This is a genomic window from Cellulomonas sp. Root137 (assembly GCF_001426725.1).
Classification (GTDB): domain Bacteria; phylum Actinomycetota; class Actinomycetes; order Actinomycetales; family Cellulomonadaceae; genus Cellulomonas.
Map to the genome: position 1 here is coordinate 1,760,100 of NZ_LMFG01000001.1, position 22,379 is coordinate 1,782,478.

Below are 22,379 nucleotides of genomic sequence, written 5' to 3' on the forward strand. Positions count from 1 at the left end.
CGCGCGACGAAGTCATCACGCGAGCGGCTGGCGCCGGTCCGGAGCCGTCAGGCCCGCGTGCAGGGGGTTCCGTTGAGCGCGAAGGTCGTCGGTGCCGTGTTCGTGCCCGTATAGGCGCCGTTGAGGCCGAACTGGGTGGAGCCGCCCGCGGGGATCGAGCCGTTCCAGGCGGCGTTCTTCGCGGTCACCACCGACCCGGACTGCGTGGTCACCGAGCTCCACGCCTGCGTGACGGTCTGGCCGGACGGGTACGTCCAGGTCAGCGTCCACCCGTTCAGCGCGACCGCCGACCGGACCGTGATGCTCGCCGTGAAGCCGGTGTTCCACTGGTTCACGGAGTAGGTGACGGTGCAGGCCCCCGAGGCCGTCGGCGTCGGTGCGGGCGTCGTGGGTGCCGGCGTCGTCGGGACGGGCGTGGTCGGGGCGGGCGTGGTGGGCGGCGGGGTGCTCGTCGTGTCCAGGCCGAAGAAGTGGATCGCGGCCGCCGCGTCCACGGGCAGGTTGTGGCCGACGCCCTGCAGGCTGATCGCCTCGACGGGTGCCCGGTCGCCGGTCGCGCCGTAGCGGGTGCGTGTCTGGCCGCTCGCGGGCGAGTCGGTCGAGGCCGGCGTGGCGCTGACGCCCAGCACGTTGGTCCACTGCTTGATCGCCTCGCCGAAGTTCACGTAGCTCAGCGTCGTGTCCTCGGACCCGTGCCACAGCTGCACCCGCGGGCGTGCGCCCGTGTAGCCCGGGTAGGCGGCGCGGGCGAGGTCGCCCCACTGCTGACCGGTCAGCACGCGCCGGCCGCCCGAGCAGTCGCTGTTCCAGGGTGCCTGCGAGGTGGTGCCGGGCGGGGGAGAGGTCGTCGAGAAGCAGGTGGCCGGCACGCCCGAGAACGCGGACCCCGCGGCGAAGACGTCGGGGTAGGTGGCCAGCAGGACCTCGGTCATCATCGCGCCTGACGAGACCCCGGTGACGAACACCCGGCTGGTGTCGGTGGTGTACCGCTGCTGCACGTACCGGACCATCGACACGATGCTCGTCGGGTCGCTGGCCCCGCCGTGCGTGAGGGCCTCCGACGAGCTCACGTCGAAGCAGCTGCCGCTCCGGTTGGCCTGCGGGTAGATGACGATGTAGCCGTACCGGGTGGCGAGCTCGTCGAACTGCGCGCCGTCGTACATCGCCTGCGCGGTACCGGTGCAGTAGTGCACGGCCACCAGCACCGCGGGCTTGGCCGGCAGCGAGTCCGGCACGAACAGGCTCATGCCGAGCTGGCCGGGGTTGCTGCCGAAGCTCGGGACGCTGACCAGCGAGGCGGCCTGGGCGGCCGGTGCGGTGGTCAGCGCGGCGGCGGCGAGGCCGACGACGCCGAGGGCGAGGGTGCTGGCGGCCGCGACGGCGCGGCGCAGGGACGGCTTCATGCTCGGAGCGTGCCGGAGGGACTCGCTCGTGGTCAGGGCACGAAGCGTTTAGCGGAAGACGATCGTCCGGTGCCCGTCGAGGAGCACCCGGTGCTCCGCGTGCCAGCGGACGGCCCGGGACAGGGCGCGGCGCTCGACGTCCTGCCCCAGGGCGACCAGGTCCTCGACGTGCCGGGTGTGGTCGACGCGCTCGACGTCCTGCTCGATGATCGGGCCCTCGTCGAGGTCCCCGGTCACGTAGTGCGCGGTGGCGCCGATGAGCTTGACGCCCCGGTCGTGGGCCTGCGCGTACGGCCGGGCGCCCTTGAACGACGGCAGGAACGAGTGGTGGATGTTGATCACGCGACCCTGCAGGGCGCGGCACAGGTCGTCGGACAGGATCTGCATGTAGCGCGCCAGCACGACCAGCTCGACGTCGAGCTCGCGGACCAGCTCGAGCAGGCGCGCCTCGGCCTGCGCCTTGGTGGCCGCCGTGACGGGCACGTGGTGGAACGGGATCCCGTAGAAGTCGGCCAGCGGCTCGAGGACCGTGTGGTTGGACACCACGGCGACCAGCTCGATCGGCAGGTTCTCGGACCGCTGGCGGAACGCGAGGTCGTTCAGGCAGTGCGCGGCGGTGGAGCCCATGACGAGCGTCCGGACCGGCCGGCCCACCACGTCGAGCGACCAGTCCATGGCGAACTGCCGGGCGACTGGCGCGAACGCGACCTCCAGCTCGTCGCGCGGTGTCGACGCGGTGACCTGCACGCGCATGAAGAACAGCCCCGACAGGGGGTCCCCGAACTGCTGCGACTCGGTGATGTTCCCCCCGTGCTCGGCCAGCAGGCCGGCGACCGCGTGGACGATCCCGGGGCGGTCCGGGCAGGAGAGGGTGAGAACCCAGTGGGTGGAGTCGAGTGAGTCGGAGGACACGAGGTCCGAGAGTAGTGGTCGTGCGGATCGGCTGACACGATGGGCCGCATGACGCAGCCCGATCTCGAGATCCGTTCGGTGACCGTCGACGACGCCGGCGAGCTGCTCACGCTGCGCCGCGCGGCGTTCGTCACGGAGGCCCAGCAGTACGGCGACCCGCACATCCCGCCGCTCACGCAGACGCTCGAGGAGCTCGAGGCGGACCTGCAGCGCGAGGGCGTCATCACGCTCGGCGGCTGGTACGGGCACCGCCTGGTGGGGTCGATCCGGATGCTCATCGAGGGCTCGAAGGCCACGCTCGGCCGGTTCGCCGTAGCCCCCGACCTGCAGGGGCAGGGCTTCGGCACGCAGATGCTCATGGCGATCCTGCCGCACCTGCCCGAGGGCATCGAGGAGGTCTGGGTGTTCACCGGCCGCGACTCGGTGCAGAACCTCGCGCTCTACGCCAAGCACGGGTACGAGCACCAGCACGACCAGACCGCGGGCGACCTGACGTACGCGTACCTGCGCAAGATCCTCGGCGACACGGGCAGCGAGCACGCGGAGGCCTGAGCCTTGCTAACCTGAGCCCGTCGCGACTGGCGCAGCGGGTGGGTCACCACCGGGGAGCGACGCAGCAGCAGACCAACGGGTCGGACGCCTGGGCCCCCGGTCACCACACACGAGTGTGCGGGTGCCGGACGCGCGCGTACACGCTGACTGCCGACAGGAGTGCTTCATGAGCGCCGACCAGATCCCTCTGATGGATCAGAACATCTCCCAGCTGGACCCGGAGATCGCCGCCGTCCTCGACGGCGAGCTCGCCCGCCAGCAGGGCACGCTCGAGATGATCGCGAGCGAGAACTTCGTGCCCCGCGCCGTCCTGCAGGCGCAGGGCTCCGTGCTCACCAACAAGTACGCCGAGGGCTACCCCGGCCGCCGCTACTACGGCGGCTGCGAGCAGGTCGACATCGCGGAGAACATCGCGATCGCCCGCGCGAAGGCCCTCTTCGGCGCCGAGCACGCCAACGTGCAGCCCCACTCGGGTGCCACAGCCAACGCGGCGGTGCTGCACGCGCTGATCAACGCGGGCGACAAGATCCTCGGCCTCGAGCTGGCGCACGGTGGCCACCTCACGCACGGCATGAAGATCAACTTCTCCGGCAAGCTCTACGAGGTCGGCGCCTACGGCGTGGACCCGCAGACGTTCCTCGTCGACATGGACGTCGTCCGGGAGAAGGCCCTCGAGCAGCGTCCCGACGTGATCATCGGTGGCTGGTCCGCCTACCCGCGCCAGCTCGACTTCGCGGCGTTCCGGTCCATCGCCGACGAGGTCGGCGCCAAGCTCTGGGTCGACATGGCGCACTTCGCCGGCCTGGTGGCCGCGGGGCTGCACCCGAACCCGGTGCCGCACTCCGACGTGGTGTCCTCCACGGTGCACAAGACGATCGGCGGTCCTCGCTCGGGCTTCATCCTGAGCCGTGAGGAGTACGCCAAGAAGATCGACTCGGCCGTGTTCCCGGGTCAGCAGGGCGGCCCGCTCATGCACGTGATCGCCGCCAAGGCCGTCGCGTTCAAGGTCGCTGCCACGGAGGACTTCAAGGACCGCCAGCAGCGCACCCTCGACGGCGCCCGGCTCATCGCCGAGCGTCTGTCGGCACCGGACGTGGCGAAGGCCGGGGTCTCGGTGCTCACCGGCGGCACCGACGTGCACCTCGTGCTCGTCGACCTGCGGCACTCCGACCTCGACGGCCAGCAGGCGGAGGACCTCCTGCACTCGGCCGGCATCACGGTGAACCGCAACGCGGTGCCCTTCGACCCGCGCCCCCCGCGCGTCACCTCCGGCCTGCGCATCGGCACGCCCGCGCTGGCCACCCGGGGCTTCGGCGACGCCGAGTTCACGGAGGTCGCCGACATCATCGCGACCGCCCTGATCAACGGCGCGTCGACCGACCTCGAGGCGCTCAAGGCCCGCGTGCTCAAGCTCACCGACGCGTTCCCGCTGTACTCCGACCTGCAGCAGTACTGATGACGGCGCAGCTCCTCGACGGGACCGCCACCGCGGCCCGGATCAAGGCCGAGCTGACCGAACGCGTCGCGGCGCTCGCGGCGCGCTCGGTCACGCCCGGGCTGGGCACGCTGCTCGTCGGCGACGACCCCGGTTCGCGGTGGTACGTGGCCGGCAAGCACAAGGACTGCGCCGAGGTCGGCATCGCCTCGATCCGGGAGGACCTGCCGGCCACGGCCACGCAGGACGAGATCGAGGCGGCCGTCCGACGGCTGAACGAGGACCCGGAGTGCACCGGGTTCATCGTCCAGCTGCCGCTGCCGAAGGGCATCGACACCAACCGGGTGCTGGAGCTCGTCGACCCCGAGAAGGACGCCGACGGACTGCACCCGACCAACCTCGGTCGCCTGGTGCTGCGGGTCAACGAGCCGGTGACGTCCCCGCTGCCGTGCACGCCGCGCGGCATCATCGACCTCCTGCTCCGGCACGACATCGACCTGCGCGGCGCCGACGTCGTCATCGTCGGCCGTGGGGTCACCGTCGGGCGCTCGATCGGGCTGCTGCTCACGCGTCGGGAGATCAACGCGACCGTGACGCTCACGCACACGGGCACCGAGGACCTCGCGGAGCACACCCGGAACGCCGACGTCGTCATCGCGGCGGCCGGGGTGCCGGGGATCATCACGGCGGACATCATCAAGCCGGGCGCGGTCGTCATCGACGTCGGCGTCTCGCGGTCCACCGACCCGGAGACCGGCAAGAGCCGGGTCGTCGGCGACGTCGACCCCGGCGTGCGCGAGGTCGCGTCGTGGGTGTCGCCGAACCCCGGCGGGGTCGGTCCGATGACGCGGGCGATGCTCCTGACCAACGTCGTCGAGACGGCCGAGCGACTCCTGGGCTGACACCACCGCTGGTCGGGGCCAGGCTGTCCGTAAGGACGGCCGGCCCCGGCCGTCGGAGGGAGCACCGCCATGGGTATCGTCCGCCCGCACCTCTGGTTCGACGACCAGGCCGTGCCGGCCGCACAGTTCTACGCGTCCGTGATCCCGCGCACGACGATCCACTCCGTCGCGACGGCCCCGCCCGGGACGCCCGGCCTGGCCGAGGGTGCCGAGTTCATCGTCGAGCTGACGATCGACGGCCTGCGCGCGACGTTCCTCAACGGTGGCCCGCACTTCACGCTCGACGAGGCCTTCTCGTTCGTCCTGGACTGTCAGGACCAGGCCGAGGTCGACCACTACTGGGACGTCCTGACCGCCGACGGCGGCCGCCCGAGCCAGTGCGGGTGGCTCGTCGACAAGTTCGGAGTCTCGTGGCAGGTGGTCCCCGTCCAGCTCGACGACGTGATGTCGCGTCCCGACGCCGAGGGGGTCGCTCGCGCGATGGCGGTCATGCTCACCATGGGCAAGCTGGACATCGATGCCCTCGAAGCGGCTTACGCGGGCAGGTGACGGAGCTGTCGGCGGCATCGGGTTGGATGGTCCGGTGCTGACCATCGCGAGCGTGAACGTCAACGGCATCCGGGCTGCCTACAAGCGGGGCATGGGTGCCTGGTTGGAGGCCCGGCAGCCGGACGTGATCCTCCTGCAGGAGGTCCGCGCGTCGGACGAGATCCTGGCGGACCACCTGCCGGCGGGGGAGTGGGACCTGGCGCACGAGGCCAGCGAGACCAAGGGCCGCGCGGGGGTCGCCATCGCGAGCCGGCTGCCGATGACCGCGGTCCGGATCGGCCTGAGGACGGGCGTGACCGGGGACTCCGGCCGCTGGGTCGAGGCCGACCTGGAGCTGCCGTCGCACGACGGCGCGCCGGCGCGGACCCTCACGGTCGTGTCCACCTACCTGCACTCCGCCACCGCCGGGACGCCGTCGATGGACGAGAAGTACGCGTTCCTCGACCACGTCACCGGACGGTTGGCGGACATCGCGGAGCAGGGCGGCTACGCGGTCGTCGCGGGCGACGTGAACATCGCGCACCGCGAGGTGGACCTCAGGAACTGGAAGGGCAACCTCAAGTCCGCGGGCTTCCTGCCGCGCGAGCGCGCCTACCTGGACCGCTGGTTCGACGACCTCGGGTGGCACGACCTCGGCCGCGAGCTCGGCGGCGAGGGGCCGGGACCGTTCACGTGGTGGTCCTGGCGCGGCAAGGCGTTCGACAACGACGCGGGCTGGCGCATCGACTACCAGCTCGCCACGCCGGACCTGGCCGACGCCGCTGTGCGCGCCACCGTCGACCGCGCGCCCACGTACGCCGAGCGGTTCTCCGACCACGCGCCGCTGGTGGTCGAGTTCGACCTCTGACCGGCGCCCCTCCCGGGCGACCGCTACCGTGGGAGCAACCCGGCCGGCAGGGGGTACGCATGCCCAGACGTGGCTCCAGGACGTGCGCGCTCCTCCTCGGTGTGCTGCTCGCAGCCCTGCTGGGCGCGGTCCACGCCTCCATCGCGTCGGCCGACTTTGCGACCCAGTGCGCGGCGCCCGACCGTACGGTCGCCGCCGGTGACCTCACGATCACCGTGGCCGCCGGCGAGACGGTCCTCGTCGCCTCAGGCTTCACCGGCGGGGTGGATGCACTCCCTGTGGGCGGGACCCTGTGCGTCGGGCCCGGGGCGACCCTGAGTGCCGGCTACCTGAACAACGCCGCCGGGGCGCTGGTGGTCGCGGCCGGGGGCGCCGTGACCATGCCGTCCGTCGTGGTGGCCGCCGGCTTCTCGCTCGAGCTCGAGGGCAGCGGGACGTTCCAGGGCCTCGGAGTCAACGGTGCGGCCGACATCCACGTCGCTCCCGGCGCCGACCTGACGATCGCCTCGGACCTCAGCCCCGCGGCCGGAGCCTTCGTCAACGAGGGGTCGTTCACCGTCGAGGGGGCGATGAACTTCAACGCCGCCGTCTCCTTCGACAACGCCGGCACCTTGTCGGTGGCCGGCGCCGCGACCGTGAGCGGCTCCCTGACCACCAGCGGGCAGGCCACGTTCTCCGCCGGGGTCACCGTCAACTCGGCGGGCTCGCTGGTGAACTCGTGCGTCGTGGACGCGCAGGGCGACCTGATCAACGATGGCACCGGCTCGAGCAACGCCGGACTGGTGCTGGTCGGGGGCGACTTCCGGAACAACGGCAGCTGGCAGCAGTCGCACGAGGGGGTGACCAGCGCCGTCGGGCTGGTCGACGACGGCTCGGTCGGCGGGTTCGGCAGCTATCGGTTCTCGGGCACCACGAGCGTGCAGGGCAGCTGGGTCGGTGCGTCCGCGGCGGACCCGATCCGGGTGCAGACCGTCGCGCCGGGCGGCCAGGTGTTCGACGTCGAGACCGGCACGATCGCGAACGTCGTGCGCACGACGGTCGACATCCTCGAGCCGGCCTGTGCGGCTTCGCCGGCTGCGTGGGCGGACGTCGAGGCGTCGAAGACCGGGCCGGCGACCGTGCTGGAGGGCGGCACGGTCAGCTACTCGATCACCGTCCGCAACACCGGGGCGCAGGATGCGGTGGACGTGGTGGTCAGCGACCCGGTGCCGACGGGCCTGGCCCTCGACCCCGCCTCGACCACCGGCACGCTCACCGGTGGGGTGCTGACATGGCAGCTGGGGACGGTCTCCGTGGGTCAGGTGGTGACGCTCGGCTACGCCGGCACGGTGTCGGCGCCCGCGGGGTCGACGCTGGTCAACGTGGTCCGGTCCACGTCCAGCACGCCGGACCCGGTCCTGGCCAACAACGACGGGTCGGCAGACGCGAGCCAGGTGTCCACGGCCGTGCTCGCCGCCCCGCCGCCGCCCAACCAGCCGCCCGTCGCGGACGACCTCGTGCGGGACACGACCACACGGGTGCTCGTCGTGGGGACCGTGACGGCGAGCGACCCCGACGCCGGGCAGCAGCTCTCCTTCACGCAGGCGACCGCAGCGACCCACGGCCAGCTGGTCCTGAGCGCCGGCGGCGGCTTCGCCTACGTCTCCGACCCGGACTTCGCGGGGGTCGACACGTTCGACTTCCAGGTGTGCGACAACGCGTCACCCACCCCGGCGTGCGACACGGGCACGGTCACGCTCAACATCCGTCCGCGCGCGACGGACGACGTCGCCGTGACGTTCTCGGGCGTCCCGGTCGTCGTGCCCGTCGTCTCCAACGACACGGCGGGCGCGCCGCTGGACCCCGTGGTCGTGACGCAGCCGACGAACGGGTCGGTGGTGCTCGATCCCGCCACCGGGGAGGCCACCTACACGCCGGATCCGGGCTTCACCGGTACGGACACGTTCGGCTACCGGATCTGCTCTCCGACGGAGCCGACGTTCTGTGACGCCGCCTCGGTGCTCGTCGACGTGATCCCCCCGAACCTCCCGCCGACGGTGGACCCGCTGACCCTGGCCACGAGCTCCGGGATCCCCGTCACAGGCACGCTGGTCCTCGCGGACCCGGACGCGGGGGACACGGTCACGGCGCACGGAGGCATCCCACCGCGCAGCGGCACCGCGAGCGTGACGCCCGACGGGTCGACCACCTACCGTCCGCTCGCGGTCTTCGCCGGCCGGGACTACTACGGCGACATCGTGTGCGACGACGGCGTCCCCCTGCTGTGCACGACCGGGCTCGTGACGGTGGAGGTGCGGCCGTTGGCGGTGCCGGACGCAGCGACGACTGCGGAGGGGACCGCCGTCGACGTCGACATCGATGCCAACGACCAGGGGGCCGTCGGTCCGGCGACGGTGACCGTCGGCCCCGCGCACGGCACCGTCACGATCTCCGGCGGGACCGCCCGGTACGTGCCGGACGCCGGGTTCTCGGGCGCGGACGCGTTCGACTACACGATCTGCGCGGCGATCGCGCCGGACCTGTGCGCAACGACCACCGTGACGCTCACCGTGACCGCGATCCCGCCGCTCCCGCCGGCGCCCGGCCCCGAGCCGGCGCCCGGCACGGACGACGTCCTCGCCGTCACGGGCGCCGAGGCTGCACCTCTGCTGCTGCTGGGGTCCGCGCTGGTGCTGGGCGGCGCGGTGCTGGTTCTCGCGGTCCGGCGTCTCCGGACCTAGTCCTCCGGGAGCGGTGACGGCGCTCCGTCCGGACGACGCGGCGGGCGATTCCCGCTGGCTACGGTGGTCGGGTGACGAGCGCGCCGTGGACCGGACCGCCCTGGGGACGTGTCCGGCCGGGCTGGGCGGTCGTCCCCGCGACGTTCCTGGCGATCGTCACCGTGCTCGGCTGCGCGGCTGCCAGCAGGTGGCACCCGCAGGGCCGGCCGTTCGACCTGCTCGCCGCAGTCCTGCTCCTGCTCGCACCGGCCGCGCTCGTCGCCGTGGTGCAGCGCGGACCGGTCGCGGTGCTCGGCGCGGTGCTCGCGGTCGCCGGTCCGTTGACCTACCTGGCGCTCGGCTACGAGCCGGGGCCGGTGCTCGTGCCCCTGGCCGTCGTCGTGGTGGCTCTCGGCGCGACGCGCCGGCGGTGGCTGTCCTGGGGCGCCGGCACGGTCGGCGCCCTCGGTGTCGCGGTACTCGCGGCAACGACCCCGTCCCCGCGCCCGGTCTACGCCACGCTCGCGGTCACCGGGCTCCTCGTCGCGATGCTCGTGGGGGAGGGTGCGCGCGGCCGCGGGGAGCGGATGCAGGCGCTGCGGGCCGCGCGCCTGTCCCGGCAGGAGTCGGCGGTCGCGGCGGAGCGGCTGCGGATCGCGCGCGAGCTGCACGACGTGCTGGCGCACTCGTTGTCGGGGATCACCGTGCAAGCCGGGGTGGGCCTGCACCTGATGGACCGGGAGCCCGAGGCTGCGCGCCGGGCGCTCGTGGAGATCCGCGAGGCCAGCAGGGATGCGCTCGACGAGGTCCGGGACGTGCTGGGCATCTTGCGCGCAGACGGTGAGGCCCCGCGGGAGCCGGCGCGGACGAGGAGCCTGCAGGGACTGGTGGACCGGGCGCGCGACGAGGGCCTGCGCGTCGAGGCGGACGGGCTCGACGCGCAGGTCGGTGACCAGGTCGGCACCGTGGTGCTCCGCACCCTCCAGGAGGCGCTCACCAACGTCCGACGTCATGCTCCTGGTGCATCCGTGCAGGTCAGCCTGGCCGTGAGCGAGACGGTGGTGCTCGACGTCCGGGACGACGGACCCCCGGTCGGCACGCTCGTCGAGGGGTACGGCCTGCGCGGCATGCGCGAGCGGGCAGAGGCCCTCGGTGGCACGTTGTCCGCCGCGTCCGGGCCGACCGGCTTCCACGTCCGACTGGAGGTCCCGCGGTGATCCGGGTGCTGCTGGCGGACGACCAGGGTCTGGTCCGGGGCGGCTTCCGTGCGCTCATCGACGCCGAGCCCGACCTGACCGTCGTCGGCGAGGCGGCCACGGGTGACGACGCGGTCCGGCTCGCGCTCGAGCTCCTGCCCGACGTCGTGCTCATGGACATCCGGATGCCGGGCACCGACGGCCTGACGGCGACGCGCCGCATCGTCGACGACCCGCGCGCAGCCGCGGTGCGGGTGGTGGTGGTGACCACCTTCGAGCTCGGCGAGTACGTCGCGGAGGCGATCCGCGGGGGAGCCTCGGGCTTCCTGGTCAAGGATACCGAGCCGGCGGACCTGCTGCGGGCCGTCCGGGTGGTCGCGGCCGGTGATGCTCTTCTGTCGCCGACGGTCACGCGACGTCTCCTGGCCACTGTCGCGCGCGCGACGCGGGAGGTCGCGGAGCCGGCCGCGCTCTCCGACCTCACCCCGCGCGAGCGCGAGGTGCTGGTGCTCGTGGCCGAGGGGCTGTCCAACGACGAGATCGGCGCGCGGCTGTTCCTCAGCCCGCTCACCGTCAAGACCCACGTGCTGCGCGCGGGCACGAAGCTCGGCGCTCGCGACCGCGCGCAGCTCGTGGTCGTGGCCTACGAGTCCGGGCTGGTGCGACCCGGCTGGTCCGCCTGACTCCGGCCGGAGCGACCGGGACGCTCCGCCAGGACGACGACGGGCGGTCGGTGCCCGAGCGACGGTGGTGGTGCGGTCGACGGTCGGCCGCCGCGTCCTCGGAGGTCGTCATGCTCACCACGCTCGTGTCCCACCCGGTCGGCTACGGCTGGGGCTGGGGACCTGGACCCTGGTTCCTGCTCGTCCCGTTGTTCTGGTTCGGGTTGATCGCCCTGCTCTTCGCCCTGGGTGGCCGCCGACGCCGGCGCCACTGGGCGGCCTGGGACGGACAGCGCGACGGGGGAGGTGCCCGGACCGTGCTCGCCGAGCGCTACGCCCGCGGGGAGATCGACGAGACCGAGTACCGGGCGCGGCTCGAGGTGCTGCTGCGGGCGGACGATCCCCAGGGCTGATCAGCCCGCGTCGAGGGCGTACGCCTCCACCAGTGCTTCCAGCTGCTCGCGGTGGGCGTCGACGAACTCCTGCTCCATGACGTGCTGCGCCGCGAGCATCGAGGTCTGGTAGTTGGTCTCGATCTGACACGTGAGGTCGGCGACCGCGGTGTCGATCTCCCTCTTCTGGACCTCCGGGGTGATGATCACGCCCGAGCTGCCGCCCGACAGGCTCTCCTGGGCGTCGCTCGGCGTGGCCACGTCGTACCCGGCGTCCGCCATGCACGCTGACCACTCGGTGGCCGCCTCGGTCATCCGGGGGTCCTCCAGCATCGCGAACAGCCAGGTCTCGTACTGCGCGTGCAGCTCGGCGAACGCCGGGTCCTCCTCCCACCGCCCGTCCTGGTACACGGTGGTCTGCGCGTCCCCTGCGCACCCGCCGGGGTTCTCCGGGTCGCTGAAGTCCCACATCGCCTGGTCGTACGCGGTCCGTGCGCTCGACGAGAGCGACTCCAGGTACTCCTCGTTGGGGTCGGCGGGCTCCGTCGTGTCCGGGGGTGGGCCGGTGGTGGTCGAGCCGTACCCGTACTGCTGGGCGTACTCGAGGGTGAACTGCTCCCACTCGTCCCACTCGGGGGCGGGCTCCCGCGGCCAGTACTCGAAGCCCTCGTCGGCCATGCAGGCGGCGACGAGCTCCTCGACGCGCTTCTCCCGCTCGACGCGGTCGGCCTCCCCGTCGGCGCCGACCTGCTGGAGGTAGCTGAACAGCGGTCCGGGGGGACGGGGGCCCTGGGCGGCGGTCCTGGTGGTGGGGGACACGGACGGCCCAGCGGTCTCGGCGGTGTCGGGCTGGGGAGAGCAGGCGCCGACGAGCACAGCGAGCATCGCCGCGAGGACTCCGGCTGGTGCGCGGTGCGGCATGTGGTGTCCCCGGTGGATCGTCGGCGAGCGGGTGCCGTCCGAAACTAGCGGGAGTCGGACTCGCCTGTCCGGCGCTTCACGCGTCGAGCACAGGGGCGCCCGGCAGGTCGCGCATCCCCAGCAGCGGCGAGACGACCACGGGCACCGCGGCGAGCGCCATGATCGCGACCGAGACCCAGAGCGTCGGGAGCACGCCGAGGTGCGTGCCGAGCCAGCCGCCGAGCAGGCCGCCGATGGGCATCGAGCCCCACACGATGAACCGCACGGACGCGTTCATGCGACCCAGCAGCGGCGGCGGGCACACGCGCTGGCGGAAGCTCACCTGGGCCACGTTGTAGACGATCACGGCGAACCCGAACGCCGCGCCACCGGCGATGAGCAGCGCCGCGGCCGGGACCACGCCGGTGGACGCCAGCGGCATCAGCGCGGAGGCCGGCGCCATGACCAGCGCGGACAGCGGGATGATCCGGCCCTCGCCGATCCACTGCGCGAGCCGGCCCGCGACCACGGCGCCGAGCAGCCCGCCGATCGCGCCGGCCGAGACGATCGCGCCCCACGTCGCGGTGCCCAGGTCGAGCGTGCGCAGCACGTAGATCACCGTGACCGCACCGGCCAGCGACCCGGCGAAGTTGCCCAGCGACGTGCACGCGACGATCCGGCGCAGGTACGGCTCGTGCACGACGAACCGCAGGCCCCCGGCGATCTCGACCTTCAGTGGCCGGCGCGTGCTGGGGTGCGGCGGAGTCTCGACGTGCCGGATGCGGCCCACCGCGAACGCCGAGATCAGGTAGGTGACCACGGTGACCGCGATGAGCGCCGGCGCGGTGATCACCCGGAGCAGCAGACCGCCCAGCGCGGGGGCCGCCACCTGCGCGACCGAGGCGGTGGCCTGCAGCTTGGAGTTGCCCTCGACCAGGTGCTCGAGGCCGACCAGTCCCGGGATGTAGCTCTGGTGCGAGACGTCGAAGAACACCGTGGCGGCGCTGATGACCAGGGCGGCGACGACGAGCAGCGGGATCGACGCGTGCCCGGTGCCGGCCGTGACCACGACCGCGGCGAGCACGGCGGCCCGCACGAGGTCCGCCACGATGAGCACCCGACGCTTGCGCATCCGGTCCACCCAGGCGCCCGCGGGGAGGCCGATCACCAGGAACGCGGCGTACTCCGCGGCGGTGAGGACGCCCATCTCCCACTCGGTCGCGGCCAGCTGCTGCACCGCGAAGATCGGCAGCGCGAGGGCCGTCAGCTGCGCGCCCAGCTGGCCGAGGGCGTCACCCGTCCAGAGTCGGCGGAAGTCCGGGTGGTGGACCAGCGAGCGGGGTCGCCCGGGTGCCAGAGTGGAAGGGTCGGTGCTCACGCGACCAGGATGAGCCGACTGATTGGGAAATGTCAATCACTGTGGGAGGATCGGCGCATGACCGAGGCCGCACCGCTCGACGAGGCTGCCACCGCGGAGGCAGACGCGGACGCGCGCGCCCTGGCCAGCACGCTGCGCATCCGGATCCTGCGGCTCTGCCTCGACGAGCCGCTCACCAACCGGGAGATCGCGCAGCGCCTGGACCGCAACCCCGCGACCGTCCTGCACCACGTCCGCACGCTCGTCGACCGGGGCTTCCTCAGCGCCGAACCCGTCCGGCGGGGTGCCCGCGGGGCGCGCGAGGTCCCCTACCGCGCCACCCGCAAGTCGTGGCGCACCCCCGGCGGCCCGGGCATGAGCCGGATCCTCATCGACACCTTCCTCGAGGAGGTCGCCCTCGTCGACCCCGCCGACGTCCTGGTCACCCGCCTCGGCCTGCGACTCGACCCGGGCGGTCTCGAGGAGCTGATGACCCGGGTGCACGCGGTCTTCCAGGACTTCGCGACGCGACCGCCCGACCCTGGCGGGATCCCGTACTCGGTGTTCTGGGCGCTGCACGAGGACGTGACGCGTCAGACGCCCCCGCGTAGCGCGGCGATGGGCTCGATCGACGCGGCCTTGAGCGACGGGTAGAGCCCCGCGAGCAGTCCGATCACGCCGCCCGCCAGCGCCGCGACGCCGACCATCCGCAGGTCGAGGATCGGGGTCCACTCCTGCGCAGCGCTGACACCGACGACGACGGCCACCCCGAGGGCGGCGCCCAGCATCCCGCCGAGCAGCCCGACCACGACGGACTCGACCATGAACTGCGCGCCGATGTCCCGCCGGGTGGCCCCGAGCGCCCGCCGCAGACCGATCTCGCCGACGCGCTCCAGCACGGAGAGCAGGGTCACGTTCGCGATCCCCACACCTCCGATGAGCAGAGCCACTCCGCCGAGCGCCAGGAAGATCGTGTTCACGTCCGCCTGCACGCTCTGCCGCACCTTCGAGGTGGCCGGCGGCGTCTGCACGTCGATGGTCTCGGGTGCGTTGGGGTCCAGCGCGGTGGCCAGCTGGCTGCCGACCACCGGCCCGGCGCCGACGGCGAGGTGCAGGTGGAGCTCGCCCGGTGCCGCCAGGCCGAAGTCGGCACGAGCGGTCCCCTCGGGCATCAGCACGCCGCCCAGGACGTCGGAGCGCCGCACCACGTCGTCGATGATGCCGATGACCTGGTAGGCGCGGTCGCCGATGAAGATCGACGGCTGGCGGTCCACGCGGACCACGCCGAGCCGCCGGGCCGCGTCCACCCCCAGCACGACCACGCGGTCGGCGCGGGCGTCGTGCCCGGCGTCGAAGTAGCGGCCCTGGACCACCCGGCCGCCGATGGCCTCGAGCGCCCCGGGGGAGGTGGCGACGACGTCGGGCGCGGCGGTGCGGGCGGCCGACGGGTCGTGCACCGGCACCGCGGTGATCTCCGCGTCGCCGACGTCCACGGCGGAGAAGGTCCCCGCAGCCTCGACGCCCGCGAGGCGCTCGGCGCGCTCCGACGCGTCCCACGGCAGCGTGCCGATCGCGCGCTCGGAGCCGTCCCAGCCGTTGCTGGTCTCCGGCTCGGCCACCGCCTGCGTCGCGGCGACCGCGTCGAACTGCTTGTTGATCTGACCGGACGCGGTCTGCGCCAGCCCGACGGTCACCACCACGGAGGCGATGCCCAGCACGGTGCCCAGGATGGTGAGCAGCAGCCGGCCCGGGCGCGCACCGATGCCCGCCGCCGCCTCGGCGAGCAGGTCCCGGAGCCCGAAACGGTCGGTCCGCGCCACCCGCTCCGCCAGGGCGGTCACGGGATCTCGCGCAGGTAGCCGTCGGCGATGCGCACCCGGCGCTGCGCCCGCGCGGAGACCTCGTCGTCGTGCGTGATGACCAGCAGGGTCAGCCCGCCCGCGTGCAGCTCGTCGAACAGGTCGAGCACGCTCGCCGAGCTCTCCGAGTCGAGGTTGCCCGTCGGCTCGTCGGCCAGCAGCACCCGCGGCTGCGCGACGACCGCGCGCGCGACGGCCGCCCGCTGCCGCTCGCCACCCGACAGGACCGTGGGGACGAAGTCGACGCGGTGGCTCAGCCCGACGCGGTCGAGCGCGGCCAGTGCCCGGTCGCGGCGCTCGGACCGGGGCACCCCGCTGTAGAGCGTGGCGAGCAGGACGTTCTCGAGCACGGTCCGGTGCGGCATGAGGTGGAAGGCCTGGAACACGAAGCCGATGTGACCGGCCCGCAGTGCGGCACGCTCGCGCTCGCCGGCGCCGGCCGTGGGGATCCCGTCGAGCAGGTACTCGCCCTCGGTCGGCTTGTCCAGCAGGCCGAGCAGGTTGAGCAGCGTGGACTTGCCCGAGCCGGAGGGCCCGACGACCGACAGGTAGTCGCCGGTCGCCACCGCGAGGTCGGCAGGATGCAGCGCGTGCACCGGGGGGTCGCCCGGGAACTGGCGGGCGGCACCCCGCAGCTCGAGCACCGGCGCCGGCGGCCCGAGCTGCTCGGGGGCGTCGAGCAGGTCGAGGACCGTCACTCGTCCGCCTCCGCGTCGGCCGTCTTCTTCTCGGTGTCGGCGACGCCCACGACCACCAGGTCGCCGGCCACGAGCGGGCTCTCGGCGCTCGAGATCTCCACGTAGCCGTCGGCCGCCAGCCCGGTGGTGACGGTCACCAGCGAGCTGGCCTTCCCGCCCGCGCCGGCGAGCTCCACTCGGGACTCGCCCCCCGGACCGGCCGTCAGCGCGGCCAGCGGCACGGCGAGGACCTCGCCCTGCGTCGAGCTCACGGGCACGCGGACGCGCACGTTGGTGTTCTGCAGCGCGACCACCTGCTCCGGCGTGAGGCTCCCCAGCGTGAAGACGACCGCCCGACGATCGCCCTTCGGTGCCGCAGGCTGCTCGGGCTCCTCACCCTCCGGCGTGCCCGGATCCGTGGGCGTCTCAGCGGAGTCCTTGACCGCGGCGACGGTGACCGGGAGCTCCTGGTCGTCGAGGGTGATCGACCCCGTCGCGCCGACCGTCAGCAGCTCCGCGTCCGCGCGCGTCGCGCTGCCGGTGATCTGGATGGTGGCGCCGGACACGCTCATGAACTCGCCCGTCACCGTCCCGCCGCGGATCGCGCTGACGACGTCCACCCGCCGGGGGAGCGTCGGCACGAACACGACCTCGCTGGCCGGCAGCGGCGTGAGCGTCGCGGCCTGCGCCTCGGCCTGGAGCTCCCGGGCTGCCGTCAGCTGCGCCTGCGCCGAGTTCACCGCGGCGCGCTGGGACCCGACGTCCTTCGCCGCTCCTGCCTCGGCCCGCTCGGCCTCGGCCTGGGCGAGCGCGCCCTGCGCCTGCACCAGCGCGGCCTGGCTGCACGGAGCCTCCTCGGTGGGGGCCGCGCACCGGCCCTGCTCGTCCGCGAGCGTCTGGCGGGCGACCGCCACGGCGGTGTCCAGGCCGATGATCACCGACGACACCGGGCCGGCGGCGGCAGCGGCCAGCTCGCGCTGGGCGGCGGCGAGGCCGTCCTGCGCGGACCGGACGCCCTCGCGTGCCGCGGTGGCCGTGTCCTGCAGCTCCTCGCCTGCGGCGGGGGGCTCGTACCCGACCTTCTGGTACAGCGCACGGACGCCCGCCGCGGTGGCGGAGTCGTACGTGTCGGTGGCGGGGTCGCCGGCGTCGATGCCGAGCGACGCGAGCGCGGCCTTCAGCTGGCGGACGTCCGGGCCGGAGACCCCGGCCCGCAGCGACCGGTAGGTGGGGAGGTCTCCCGGCAGGACGATGACGGGCCGGCCGACGATCTCGAGGGCGACCGACGCCGGCCCGATCTGCGCCCCCACCTGCGGCACCTGTCCGGTGACGACGGCGGGGCCGCCGAGGTCGCCGGTCTCCACCCGCAGGGCGACCGGGTCGTCGTACCCGACGTCGCCGCGGATGACGAGCTCGTTGGAGATCACGCGGCTCTCGACCGGCACGGTGATGGGTCCCGCGGTCGGGGGAGCGGCGTCGGCGGCCGCCTTGCCCGGCGACACGATCAGCTGGCTCAGGAACAGCCCGGCGGCGAGGCAGACGACGGCGACGACCGCCATCACGACGATCGTGCGGCGCCCGCCGGTGACGTGGGTGCTCACGTCTTGTCCGCCTGCGCCGCCTTCTCGACCATCGCGTCGAGCTCGTCCTTGTGGGCGTCGATGAAGTCCTGCTCCACGGCGAACTGCGCCTCGAGGGCGGCCCGCGCCGAACCCGTGCTGGTCTGGCAGGTGCGGTCAGCAGTCGCCGTGGCGATCTCCTCCTCGCGGAGCTCGGCCAGCGCGGCCGGGTCCTGCGAGCCGTCCTCCTCGTCGTACGGGATCTCGTTGACCGCCTCGTAGATGCTGTTCTGCGCCTCCTGCGGGTTGGCGAAGTCGTAGCCCTCCTCCGCCATGCACTCCGCCCACTCGCGGTACGCGGCGATGGTCCGCTCGTCCTTCTCCACGTCCGTGTACAGCTCGGACATGCCGTCCATCAGGTCCTTGAACTCCGGGTCGTCGTAGACCTGGCCCTCCTCGTAGACCTCGTGCTGGGCCTTGCCCTGGCAGCCGGCCGTCGTCCAGTCGTACTCCTGCTCCACGGCCGTCTCGTCGTCGGTGGGCTCCTCGGACATCGTCTGCTTGCCGTACAGCGCCTCGTAGAACGCCTGCTGCTCGCCCTCGCTCATGGACGCCAGGTAGTCGGCGTTGGGGTCCACCCACTCCTCGGCACCCTGGTTCATCGGCATGTCGGCGTAGGTCGTGGCGCCGTACCCGAACTGCTCGGCGAACTCCAGGGAGTCCCAGGCGGGCATGTCGCCCTCGTCCTCGATGCTCTGGGTCATGCCCGAGGCGTCCTGGGGCGTGTACTCGAAGCCCTCGTCCTGCATGCAGGCGGCGACGATCTCCTCCGACCGGGCCTGCTGGGCCTCGGCGTCGGAGGGGTCCTGCGAACCGCCCAGCTGCTCCCAGTAGACGCTCAGCGGGCTGTCCTCGTACGTCAGGGTGCCGTCGTCTGTGGGATCGCTCCCGCCACCGCTGCAGCCTGCGAGCAGCGTCACCGCGACCGCCGCGGTGGCGAGCGCGGTGGTGGTGCGTGTGGATCTCATCGTGTCGGCCCCTTCGGCGGTGGAGTCACAGGTGGTCTCACTCGTGTCGACGCTGAACATAGCGGCACAGAGTGGGCCAAAGATCCACCTCGAGGGTGATCTCTGGGACGGCGTCGTGACGAGCGCCAGGCGTCCGCCCCTCCGCGGACGCCCGGCGTCGTGGTGTCACGACCTCGACCGTAGGGAGCCGGTGTGTCGTCGCACATCCACCGCAGGTCGCACAACCTTTTCGCTCCGTCAGACGTCAGTATCGGATGGCGTCGATGACCTTGACGCGGACGGCGACGATCGCGGGGATCAGGCCCGCGAGGGCGCCGACCGCGACTGCCGCGGCCATGCCCACCAGCGCGGCGCTGACCGGGAACGGCGGCATGTCCTGGATGCCGCTCCCGAACATCCGCTCGACGGGGACGTTCTTGATGATGGCCACCGCGAGGACGACGCCGACGAGCCCGGCCACGACCGTCGCCACGACCGACTCGAGCATGACCCCGAAGAACACGCGCCCGGACGTGGCGCCGAACGAGCGCCGGATGCCGATCTCGCGGATGCGGTACCGCACGGTCACCAGCGCGATGTTCACCAGCCCGAGCCCGCCGAGCAGCAGCGCGAAGGCGCCGACGCCGATGCCCACCCACTTCGTCGCCCGGTCGAGCCCGCCGGTGTTGTAGTTGTTGTCCTGGACGTCGACCTCCCAGCCCGGCGCGACCGCCTGCATGTCCCGTTTGATCTGGTCGCCGAGGTCCATCGACTGCTCCGTGGGCACCCACAGGTACATGGACGGCACCTGCGGGGGCATCATCGGGTTGGGCACCACCGGACCGGAGCCGCCGGACTGCATGCCTGAGCCGTCCGGACCGATCCAGCTGTGGAACTGGTCGTACAGGACGTAGGCGACAGGCTCGGCGTCGACCCAGTCGTCGTGCAGGACGCCGACGACGGCCGCCGTGACCGGCGCGCGGTCGCCCAGCTGCACCGTCGGGTGCGACGAGAGGTCCGACAGCCCCTGCGCCTCGAGGAACGCCTCGTTGACCACGAGCGTGGGCGCCATCGCCTCCTCGTCGGCGTCGGTGAACCAGCGGCCCTGCACCGGCACGATCCGGTTGATCGTGCCGAGGTCGGCGTCGACGGCCTGCACCTGCGTGGCCCGCGTCCCGTCGGGGTACCGCACCACGGCCTGCGTCCACTCGTTGCGGCTGGCGTAGGTGATGTCGTAGCGCTCGAGCACGCGGTCGAACTCGGCGTCCCACCCGGTCGGTGGCGTGGCGTTCTCTCCCATGGACCAGGCGTTGACGTTGAGCGTGACCACGCGGCCGGACTGGCGCTCGGTCTGCTCCTTGAACGACTGGTTGAGCATGGACACCAGCGCCGTGACGCCGGTGATGGCGGTGACCGCGCAGGCCACGCCGATGAGGGCGAGGAGGACCCGGAGCTTGTGGATCCGCAGCTCCCCCCAGGCCTCGACGATCGCGCCGACGACGCCGGTCATGCGAGCACCTCCGCCTCGCCGGCGGGATCGGGCAGGCGACGCTCGGTGCGGGCGGACCTGTCCGCCACGAGCGTGGGCACGTCGCCCACCCAGTCCGAGGTCGTGTCGAGGCTGATGGGCACCAGGACGCCCTCGGTCAGCCGGTACTGGCGCTCCGCCCGCGCGGCCACCGCGAGGTCGTGCGTGATGGTCACCAGCGCGGCGCCGGTCTGCGACGCGATCTCGTCGAGCAGGTCCATGACCTCGCCGCCGGTCTCCACGTCGAGGGCGCCGGTCGGCTCGTCGGCCAGGATGACCCGCGGCCCGCGCACCAGCGCGCGGGCGATGGCGACGCGCTGCTGCTCGCCGCCGGACAGCTTGTCGGGCATGGTGTCCACCCGGTCGCCCAGGCCGACGCGCTCGAGCATCTCCGCGGCCAGGCGCGTCCTCGACCAGAACTGCCGGCCCCGGGCGTAGAGCAGGGGAGCGGCCACGTTCTCCAGCGCCGTGCGCCCGGGGAGCAGGTTGAACTGCTGGAACACGAACCCGAAGTCCCGCCCCCGGCGCTTGGTGCGCGTGCCGTTCGAGAGCTTGCCGATCGGCACGCCCTCGAGCAGGTACTGGCCGGTGGTGGGCGCGTCGAGCAGGCCGAGGATGTTGAGCAGCGTCGACTTGCCCGTGCCGGAGCGGCCGACGATCGCGACGTGCTCGCCGGCGTCGACCGAGAGGGTCACGCCCTGGAGGATGTGCAGCAGCCGGTCGTCGGGCAGCCGGACTGCCCGCGTGACGTCGGTGAGCTCGAGGAGGCTCATCCGCCGCACACAGCCGGGTCGTAGTTGAGGCTGCAGTCGACCGGCTTCCCGGCGCCACCGGGCACCGGGATGAACTCCAGGATCGTGTCGCCGGCCACCAGTCCCTCGGTGATCTGCACGTTCTCTCCGTCGGTGAGTCCTAGCCCGACGGGCCGCTTCTCGTTGCTGCCGTCGGCGGCGACCACCCAGACGTTGCCCTTCTGGACGGTTCCCTGCACGGCGGTGATCGGGACGACGACGACGTCGGCGGCCGTGCCGTTGGTGATCTCGACGCTCGCGCCGAGGCCCGGGAACGCGGTGACGCCCGCCGGGATCGCGCAGGTGACGGTGCCCGACGTGCTCGCCGCGACGGTGATGTCCGGCTCGGCACCCGTGCTCGGTGCCGCACCGACGCGCAGGCCGGTGCAGTCGAACGGGGCCGGTCCGCCGTTGAGCGTCACGGCTGCCTGCGTCGGGGCGCCGACCAGTCGGTACTGCTGGTCCGGCGTGAGGGTCCCGGTGACCGAGAGCGTGCCGGGGGCCACCTTGCCCACCTCGTCACCGACCGAGACAACCTGGTCCTTGAGCGTGGGCAGCGACAGGGTCCCCGCGACCGGCGCCTTCACGGTCTCGATCACGACCTTCGGCTTGCGCTCGGTGGTGGTCACCTCGCCGGTCTCTGGGTTCGTCTTGACGATCGGGTCCTGCGGGGTCTCCTGCCGGATCTCCAGGACCGGGGTGCCCGCCGCGACGGCCGCGCCGTCCGCGGCGAGGAGCTTGGACACCGTGCCGGCCAGGGTGGCCCGCACGACGACGGCCGCGTCGGAGGTCACCGACGCCTGCACGGTCACCGCGTTGGTCACCGTGCCGGTCGCCACCTCGACGGTCGGCTCGACGATCGCCCCGGTGGGCTGCAGGGAGTTGTCTACCGTGCTGACGTCCGCACCGGCGAACGCGATCTTCACGAGGGCGGCCGCGATGATCGCCCACAGGATCAGGCGGATGGTCGGGAAGATGATCCGGCGGGTGACCCCCACGGTCGGGCTCCTCGTTGTCGATGTCGGGACGGCGTCCGGAACCTATCGACCACGCCCTGGCCTGCGGATCCATCGCGAGGATGATCTGGCCACCGGGGTCGACCCGTTACCGTGCGGCAGACACTACTGCGCGATGTGCACTAGCGGTCAAGCA

At 72.8% G+C, this 22,379-nt stretch carries 21 protein-coding genes and 1 riboswitch; of the genes, 10 read left to right on the forward strand and 11 right to left on the reverse strand.

Annotation, left to right across the window (positions count from 1 at the left end; translation table 11 throughout):
- Positions 1–47: 47 nt before the first annotated feature.
- Both ASD18_RS08480 and purU read right to left on the reverse strand, forming a co-directional pair.
- Positions 48–1,403, reverse strand: coding sequence for a PHB depolymerase family esterase (locus tag ASD18_RS08480; RefSeq protein WP_056089304.1), 1,356 nt, complete (start codon positions 1,401–1,403; stop codon positions 48–50).
- A gap of 48 nt (positions 1,404–1,451) precedes the next feature.
- Positions 1,452–2,315 (reverse strand): formyltetrahydrofolate deformylase, encoded by an 864-nt coding sequence (gene purU, locus ASD18_RS08485; RefSeq protein ID WP_056089307.1) that lies wholly within the window; start codon positions 2,313–2,315, stop codon positions 1,452–1,454.
- A gap of 48 nt (positions 2,316–2,363) precedes the next feature.
- Here purU and ASD18_RS08490 point away from each other — a divergent pair, with 48 nt between their 5' ends.
- From ASD18_RS08490 to ASD18_RS08530, 9 genes are all read left to right on the forward strand, one after another.
- Positions 2,364–2,867 (forward strand): GNAT family N-acetyltransferase, encoded by a 504-nt coding sequence (locus tag ASD18_RS08490; protein ID WP_056089310.1) that lies wholly within the window; start codon positions 2,364–2,366, stop codon positions 2,865–2,867.
- A gap of 12 nt (positions 2,868–2,879) precedes the next feature.
- Positions 2,880–2,968: riboswitch (ZMP/ZTP riboswitch) on the forward strand.
- Between the two features lie 65 nt (positions 2,969–3,033).
- Positions 3,034–4,323, forward strand: coding sequence for a serine hydroxymethyltransferase (gene glyA, locus ASD18_RS08495; RefSeq protein WP_056089313.1), 1,290 nt, complete (start codon positions 3,034–3,036; stop codon positions 4,321–4,323).
- Positions 4,323–5,204 carry a bifunctional methylenetetrahydrofolate dehydrogenase/methenyltetrahydrofolate cyclohydrolase gene (locus ASD18_RS08500; protein WP_056089316.1) on the forward strand — a complete coding sequence of 294 codons (882 nt, stop codon included), beginning with the start codon at positions 4,323–4,325 and terminating at the stop codon, positions 5,202–5,204. Before glyA ends, ASD18_RS08500 begins: the two co-directional genes overlap by 1 nt.
- 69 nt (positions 5,205–5,273) lie before the next feature.
- Positions 5,274–5,753: a VOC family protein gene (locus ASD18_RS08505; protein WP_056089319.1), complete on the forward strand. Its 480-nt coding sequence runs from the start codon at positions 5,274–5,276 to the stop codon at positions 5,751–5,753.
- A 34-nt stretch (positions 5,754–5,787) separates the two neighbouring features.
- Positions 5,788–6,600: an exodeoxyribonuclease III gene (locus tag ASD18_RS08510; RefSeq protein ID WP_056089322.1), complete on the forward strand. Its 813-nt coding sequence runs from the start codon at positions 5,788–5,790 to the stop codon at positions 6,598–6,600.
- Between the two features lie 59 nt (positions 6,601–6,659).
- On the forward strand, positions 6,660–9,320 hold the full coding sequence (locus ASD18_RS08515; protein WP_156387916.1) for an Ig-like domain-containing protein: 2,661 nt from the start codon (positions 6,660–6,662) through the stop codon (positions 9,318–9,320).
- A gap of 71 nt (positions 9,321–9,391) precedes the next feature.
- A complete protein-coding gene (locus ASD18_RS08520; protein WP_056089328.1) occupies positions 9,392–10,516 on the forward strand; it encodes a sensor histidine kinase in 1,125 nt (374 codons plus the stop codon).
- Positions 10,513–11,178 (forward strand): response regulator transcription factor, encoded by a 666-nt coding sequence (locus tag ASD18_RS08525; RefSeq protein WP_056089332.1) that lies wholly within the window; start codon positions 10,513–10,515, stop codon positions 11,176–11,178. Before ASD18_RS08520 ends, ASD18_RS08525 begins: the two co-directional genes overlap by 4 nt.
- Positions 11,179–11,288: 110 nt before the next feature.
- Positions 11,289–11,570, forward strand: a complete 282-nt coding sequence (locus ASD18_RS08530) for an SHOCT domain-containing protein (protein WP_056091850.1) — start codon at positions 11,289–11,291, stop codon at positions 11,568–11,570.
- On the opposite strand, the gene ASD18_RS08535 is transcribed toward ASD18_RS08530, so the two are convergent.
- Both ASD18_RS08535 and ASD18_RS08540 read right to left on the reverse strand, forming a co-directional pair.
- Entirely contained in the window at positions 11,571–12,470 is a 900-nt protein-coding gene (locus ASD18_RS08535; RefSeq protein WP_056089335.1) for a hypothetical protein, read from the reverse strand.
- Positions 12,471–12,546: 76 nt separating this feature from the next.
- Positions 12,547–13,827: an MFS transporter gene (locus tag ASD18_RS08540; RefSeq protein WP_056089337.1), complete on the reverse strand. Its 1,281-nt coding sequence runs from the start codon at positions 13,825–13,827 to the stop codon at positions 12,547–12,549.
- 57 nt (positions 13,828–13,884) lie between these two features.
- Between ASD18_RS08540 and ASD18_RS08545 the strand changes: the two genes are divergently transcribed.
- Positions 13,885–14,460 (forward strand): transcriptional regulator, encoded by a 576-nt coding sequence (locus ASD18_RS08545; protein WP_056089340.1) that lies wholly within the window; start codon positions 13,885–13,887, stop codon positions 14,458–14,460.
- On the opposite strand, the gene ASD18_RS08550 is transcribed toward ASD18_RS08545, so the two are convergent.
- The 7 genes from ASD18_RS08550 to ASD18_RS08580 form a co-directional block, all read right to left on the reverse strand.
- Positions 14,400–15,647, reverse strand: a complete 1,248-nt coding sequence (locus ASD18_RS08550) for an ABC transporter permease (RefSeq protein WP_056089343.1) — start codon at positions 15,645–15,647, stop codon at positions 14,400–14,402. The two genes, ASD18_RS08545 and ASD18_RS08550, sit on opposite strands and share 61 nt — an antisense overlap.
- A complete protein-coding gene (locus ASD18_RS08555; RefSeq protein ID WP_056089346.1) occupies positions 15,644–16,363 on the reverse strand; it encodes an ABC transporter ATP-binding protein in 720 nt (239 codons plus the stop codon). The genes ASD18_RS08550 and ASD18_RS08555 overlap by 4 nt, the downstream gene beginning before the upstream one ends.
- Positions 16,360–17,943 (reverse strand): peptidoglycan-binding protein, encoded by a 1,584-nt coding sequence (locus tag ASD18_RS08560; protein ID WP_235522298.1) that lies wholly within the window; start codon positions 17,941–17,943, stop codon positions 16,360–16,362. Before ASD18_RS08560 ends, ASD18_RS08555 begins: the two co-directional genes overlap by 4 nt.
- On the reverse strand, positions 17,940–18,929 hold the full coding sequence (locus ASD18_RS08565; RefSeq protein WP_156387917.1) for a hypothetical protein: 990 nt from the start codon (positions 18,927–18,929) through the stop codon (positions 17,940–17,942). The genes ASD18_RS08560 and ASD18_RS08565 overlap by 4 nt, the downstream gene beginning before the upstream one ends.
- Positions 18,930–19,173: 244 nt before the next feature.
- Positions 19,174–20,418 carry an ABC transporter permease gene (locus ASD18_RS08570; RefSeq protein ID WP_056089352.1) on the reverse strand — a complete coding sequence of 415 codons (1,245 nt, stop codon included), beginning with the start codon at positions 20,416–20,418 and terminating at the stop codon, positions 19,174–19,176.
- On the reverse strand, positions 20,415–21,209 hold the full coding sequence (locus tag ASD18_RS08575; RefSeq protein WP_056091856.1) for an ABC transporter ATP-binding protein: 795 nt from the start codon (positions 21,207–21,209) through the stop codon (positions 20,415–20,417). Before ASD18_RS08575 ends, ASD18_RS08570 begins: the two co-directional genes overlap by 4 nt.
- The gene (locus ASD18_RS08580; protein WP_056089355.1) at positions 21,206–22,225 is read right to left on the reverse strand and encodes a hypothetical protein; all 1,020 of its coding nucleotides are present in this window, start codon (positions 22,223–22,225) and stop codon (positions 21,206–21,208) included. The genes ASD18_RS08575 and ASD18_RS08580 overlap by 4 nt, the downstream gene beginning before the upstream one ends.
- Positions 22,226–22,379 lie beyond the last annotated feature (154 nt).

Excerpts from the sequence above, each read along its gene's own strand:
- ASD18_RS08480 (WP_056089304.1), bottom strand. The coding sequence starts at position 1,403 with ATGAAGCCGTCCCTGCGCCGCGCCGTCGCGGCCGCCAGCACCCTCGCC.
- ASD18_RS08490 (WP_056089310.1), top strand. The coding sequence starts at position 2,364 with ATGACGCAGCCCGATCTCGAGATCCGTTCGGTGACCGTCGACGACGCC.
- glyA (WP_056089313.1), top strand. The coding sequence starts at position 3,034 with ATGAGCGCCGACCAGATCCCTCTGATGGATCAGAACATCTCCCAGCTG.
- ASD18_RS08500 (WP_056089316.1), top strand. The coding sequence starts at position 4,323 with ATGACGGCGCAGCTCCTCGACGGGACCGCCACCGCGGCCCGGATCAAG.
- ASD18_RS08505 (WP_056089319.1), top strand. The coding sequence starts at position 5,274 with ATGGGTATCGTCCGCCCGCACCTCTGGTTCGACGACCAGGCCGTGCCG.
- ASD18_RS08515 (WP_156387916.1), top strand. The coding sequence starts at position 6,660 with ATGCCCAGACGTGGCTCCAGGACGTGCGCGCTCCTCCTCGGTGTGCTG.
- ASD18_RS08530 (WP_056091850.1), top strand. The coding sequence starts at position 11,289 with ATGCTCACCACGCTCGTGTCCCACCCGGTCGGCTACGGCTGGGGCTGG.
- ASD18_RS08535 (WP_056089335.1), bottom strand. The coding sequence starts at position 12,470 with ATGCCGCACCGCGCACCAGCCGGAGTCCTCGCGGCGATGCTCGCTGTG.
- ASD18_RS08545 (WP_056089340.1), top strand. The coding sequence starts at position 13,885 with ATGACCGAGGCCGCACCGCTCGACGAGGCTGCCACCGCGGAGGCAGAC.
- ASD18_RS08565 (WP_156387917.1), bottom strand. The coding sequence starts at position 18,929 with ATGAGATCCACACGCACCACCACCGCGCTCGCCACCGCGGCGGTCGCG.
- ASD18_RS08570 (WP_056089352.1), bottom strand. The coding sequence starts at position 20,418 with ATGACCGGCGTCGTCGGCGCGATCGTCGAGGCCTGGGGGGAGCTGCGG.
- ASD18_RS08575 (WP_056091856.1), bottom strand. The coding sequence starts at position 21,209 with ATGAGCCTCCTCGAGCTCACCGACGTCACGCGGGCAGTCCGGCTGCCC.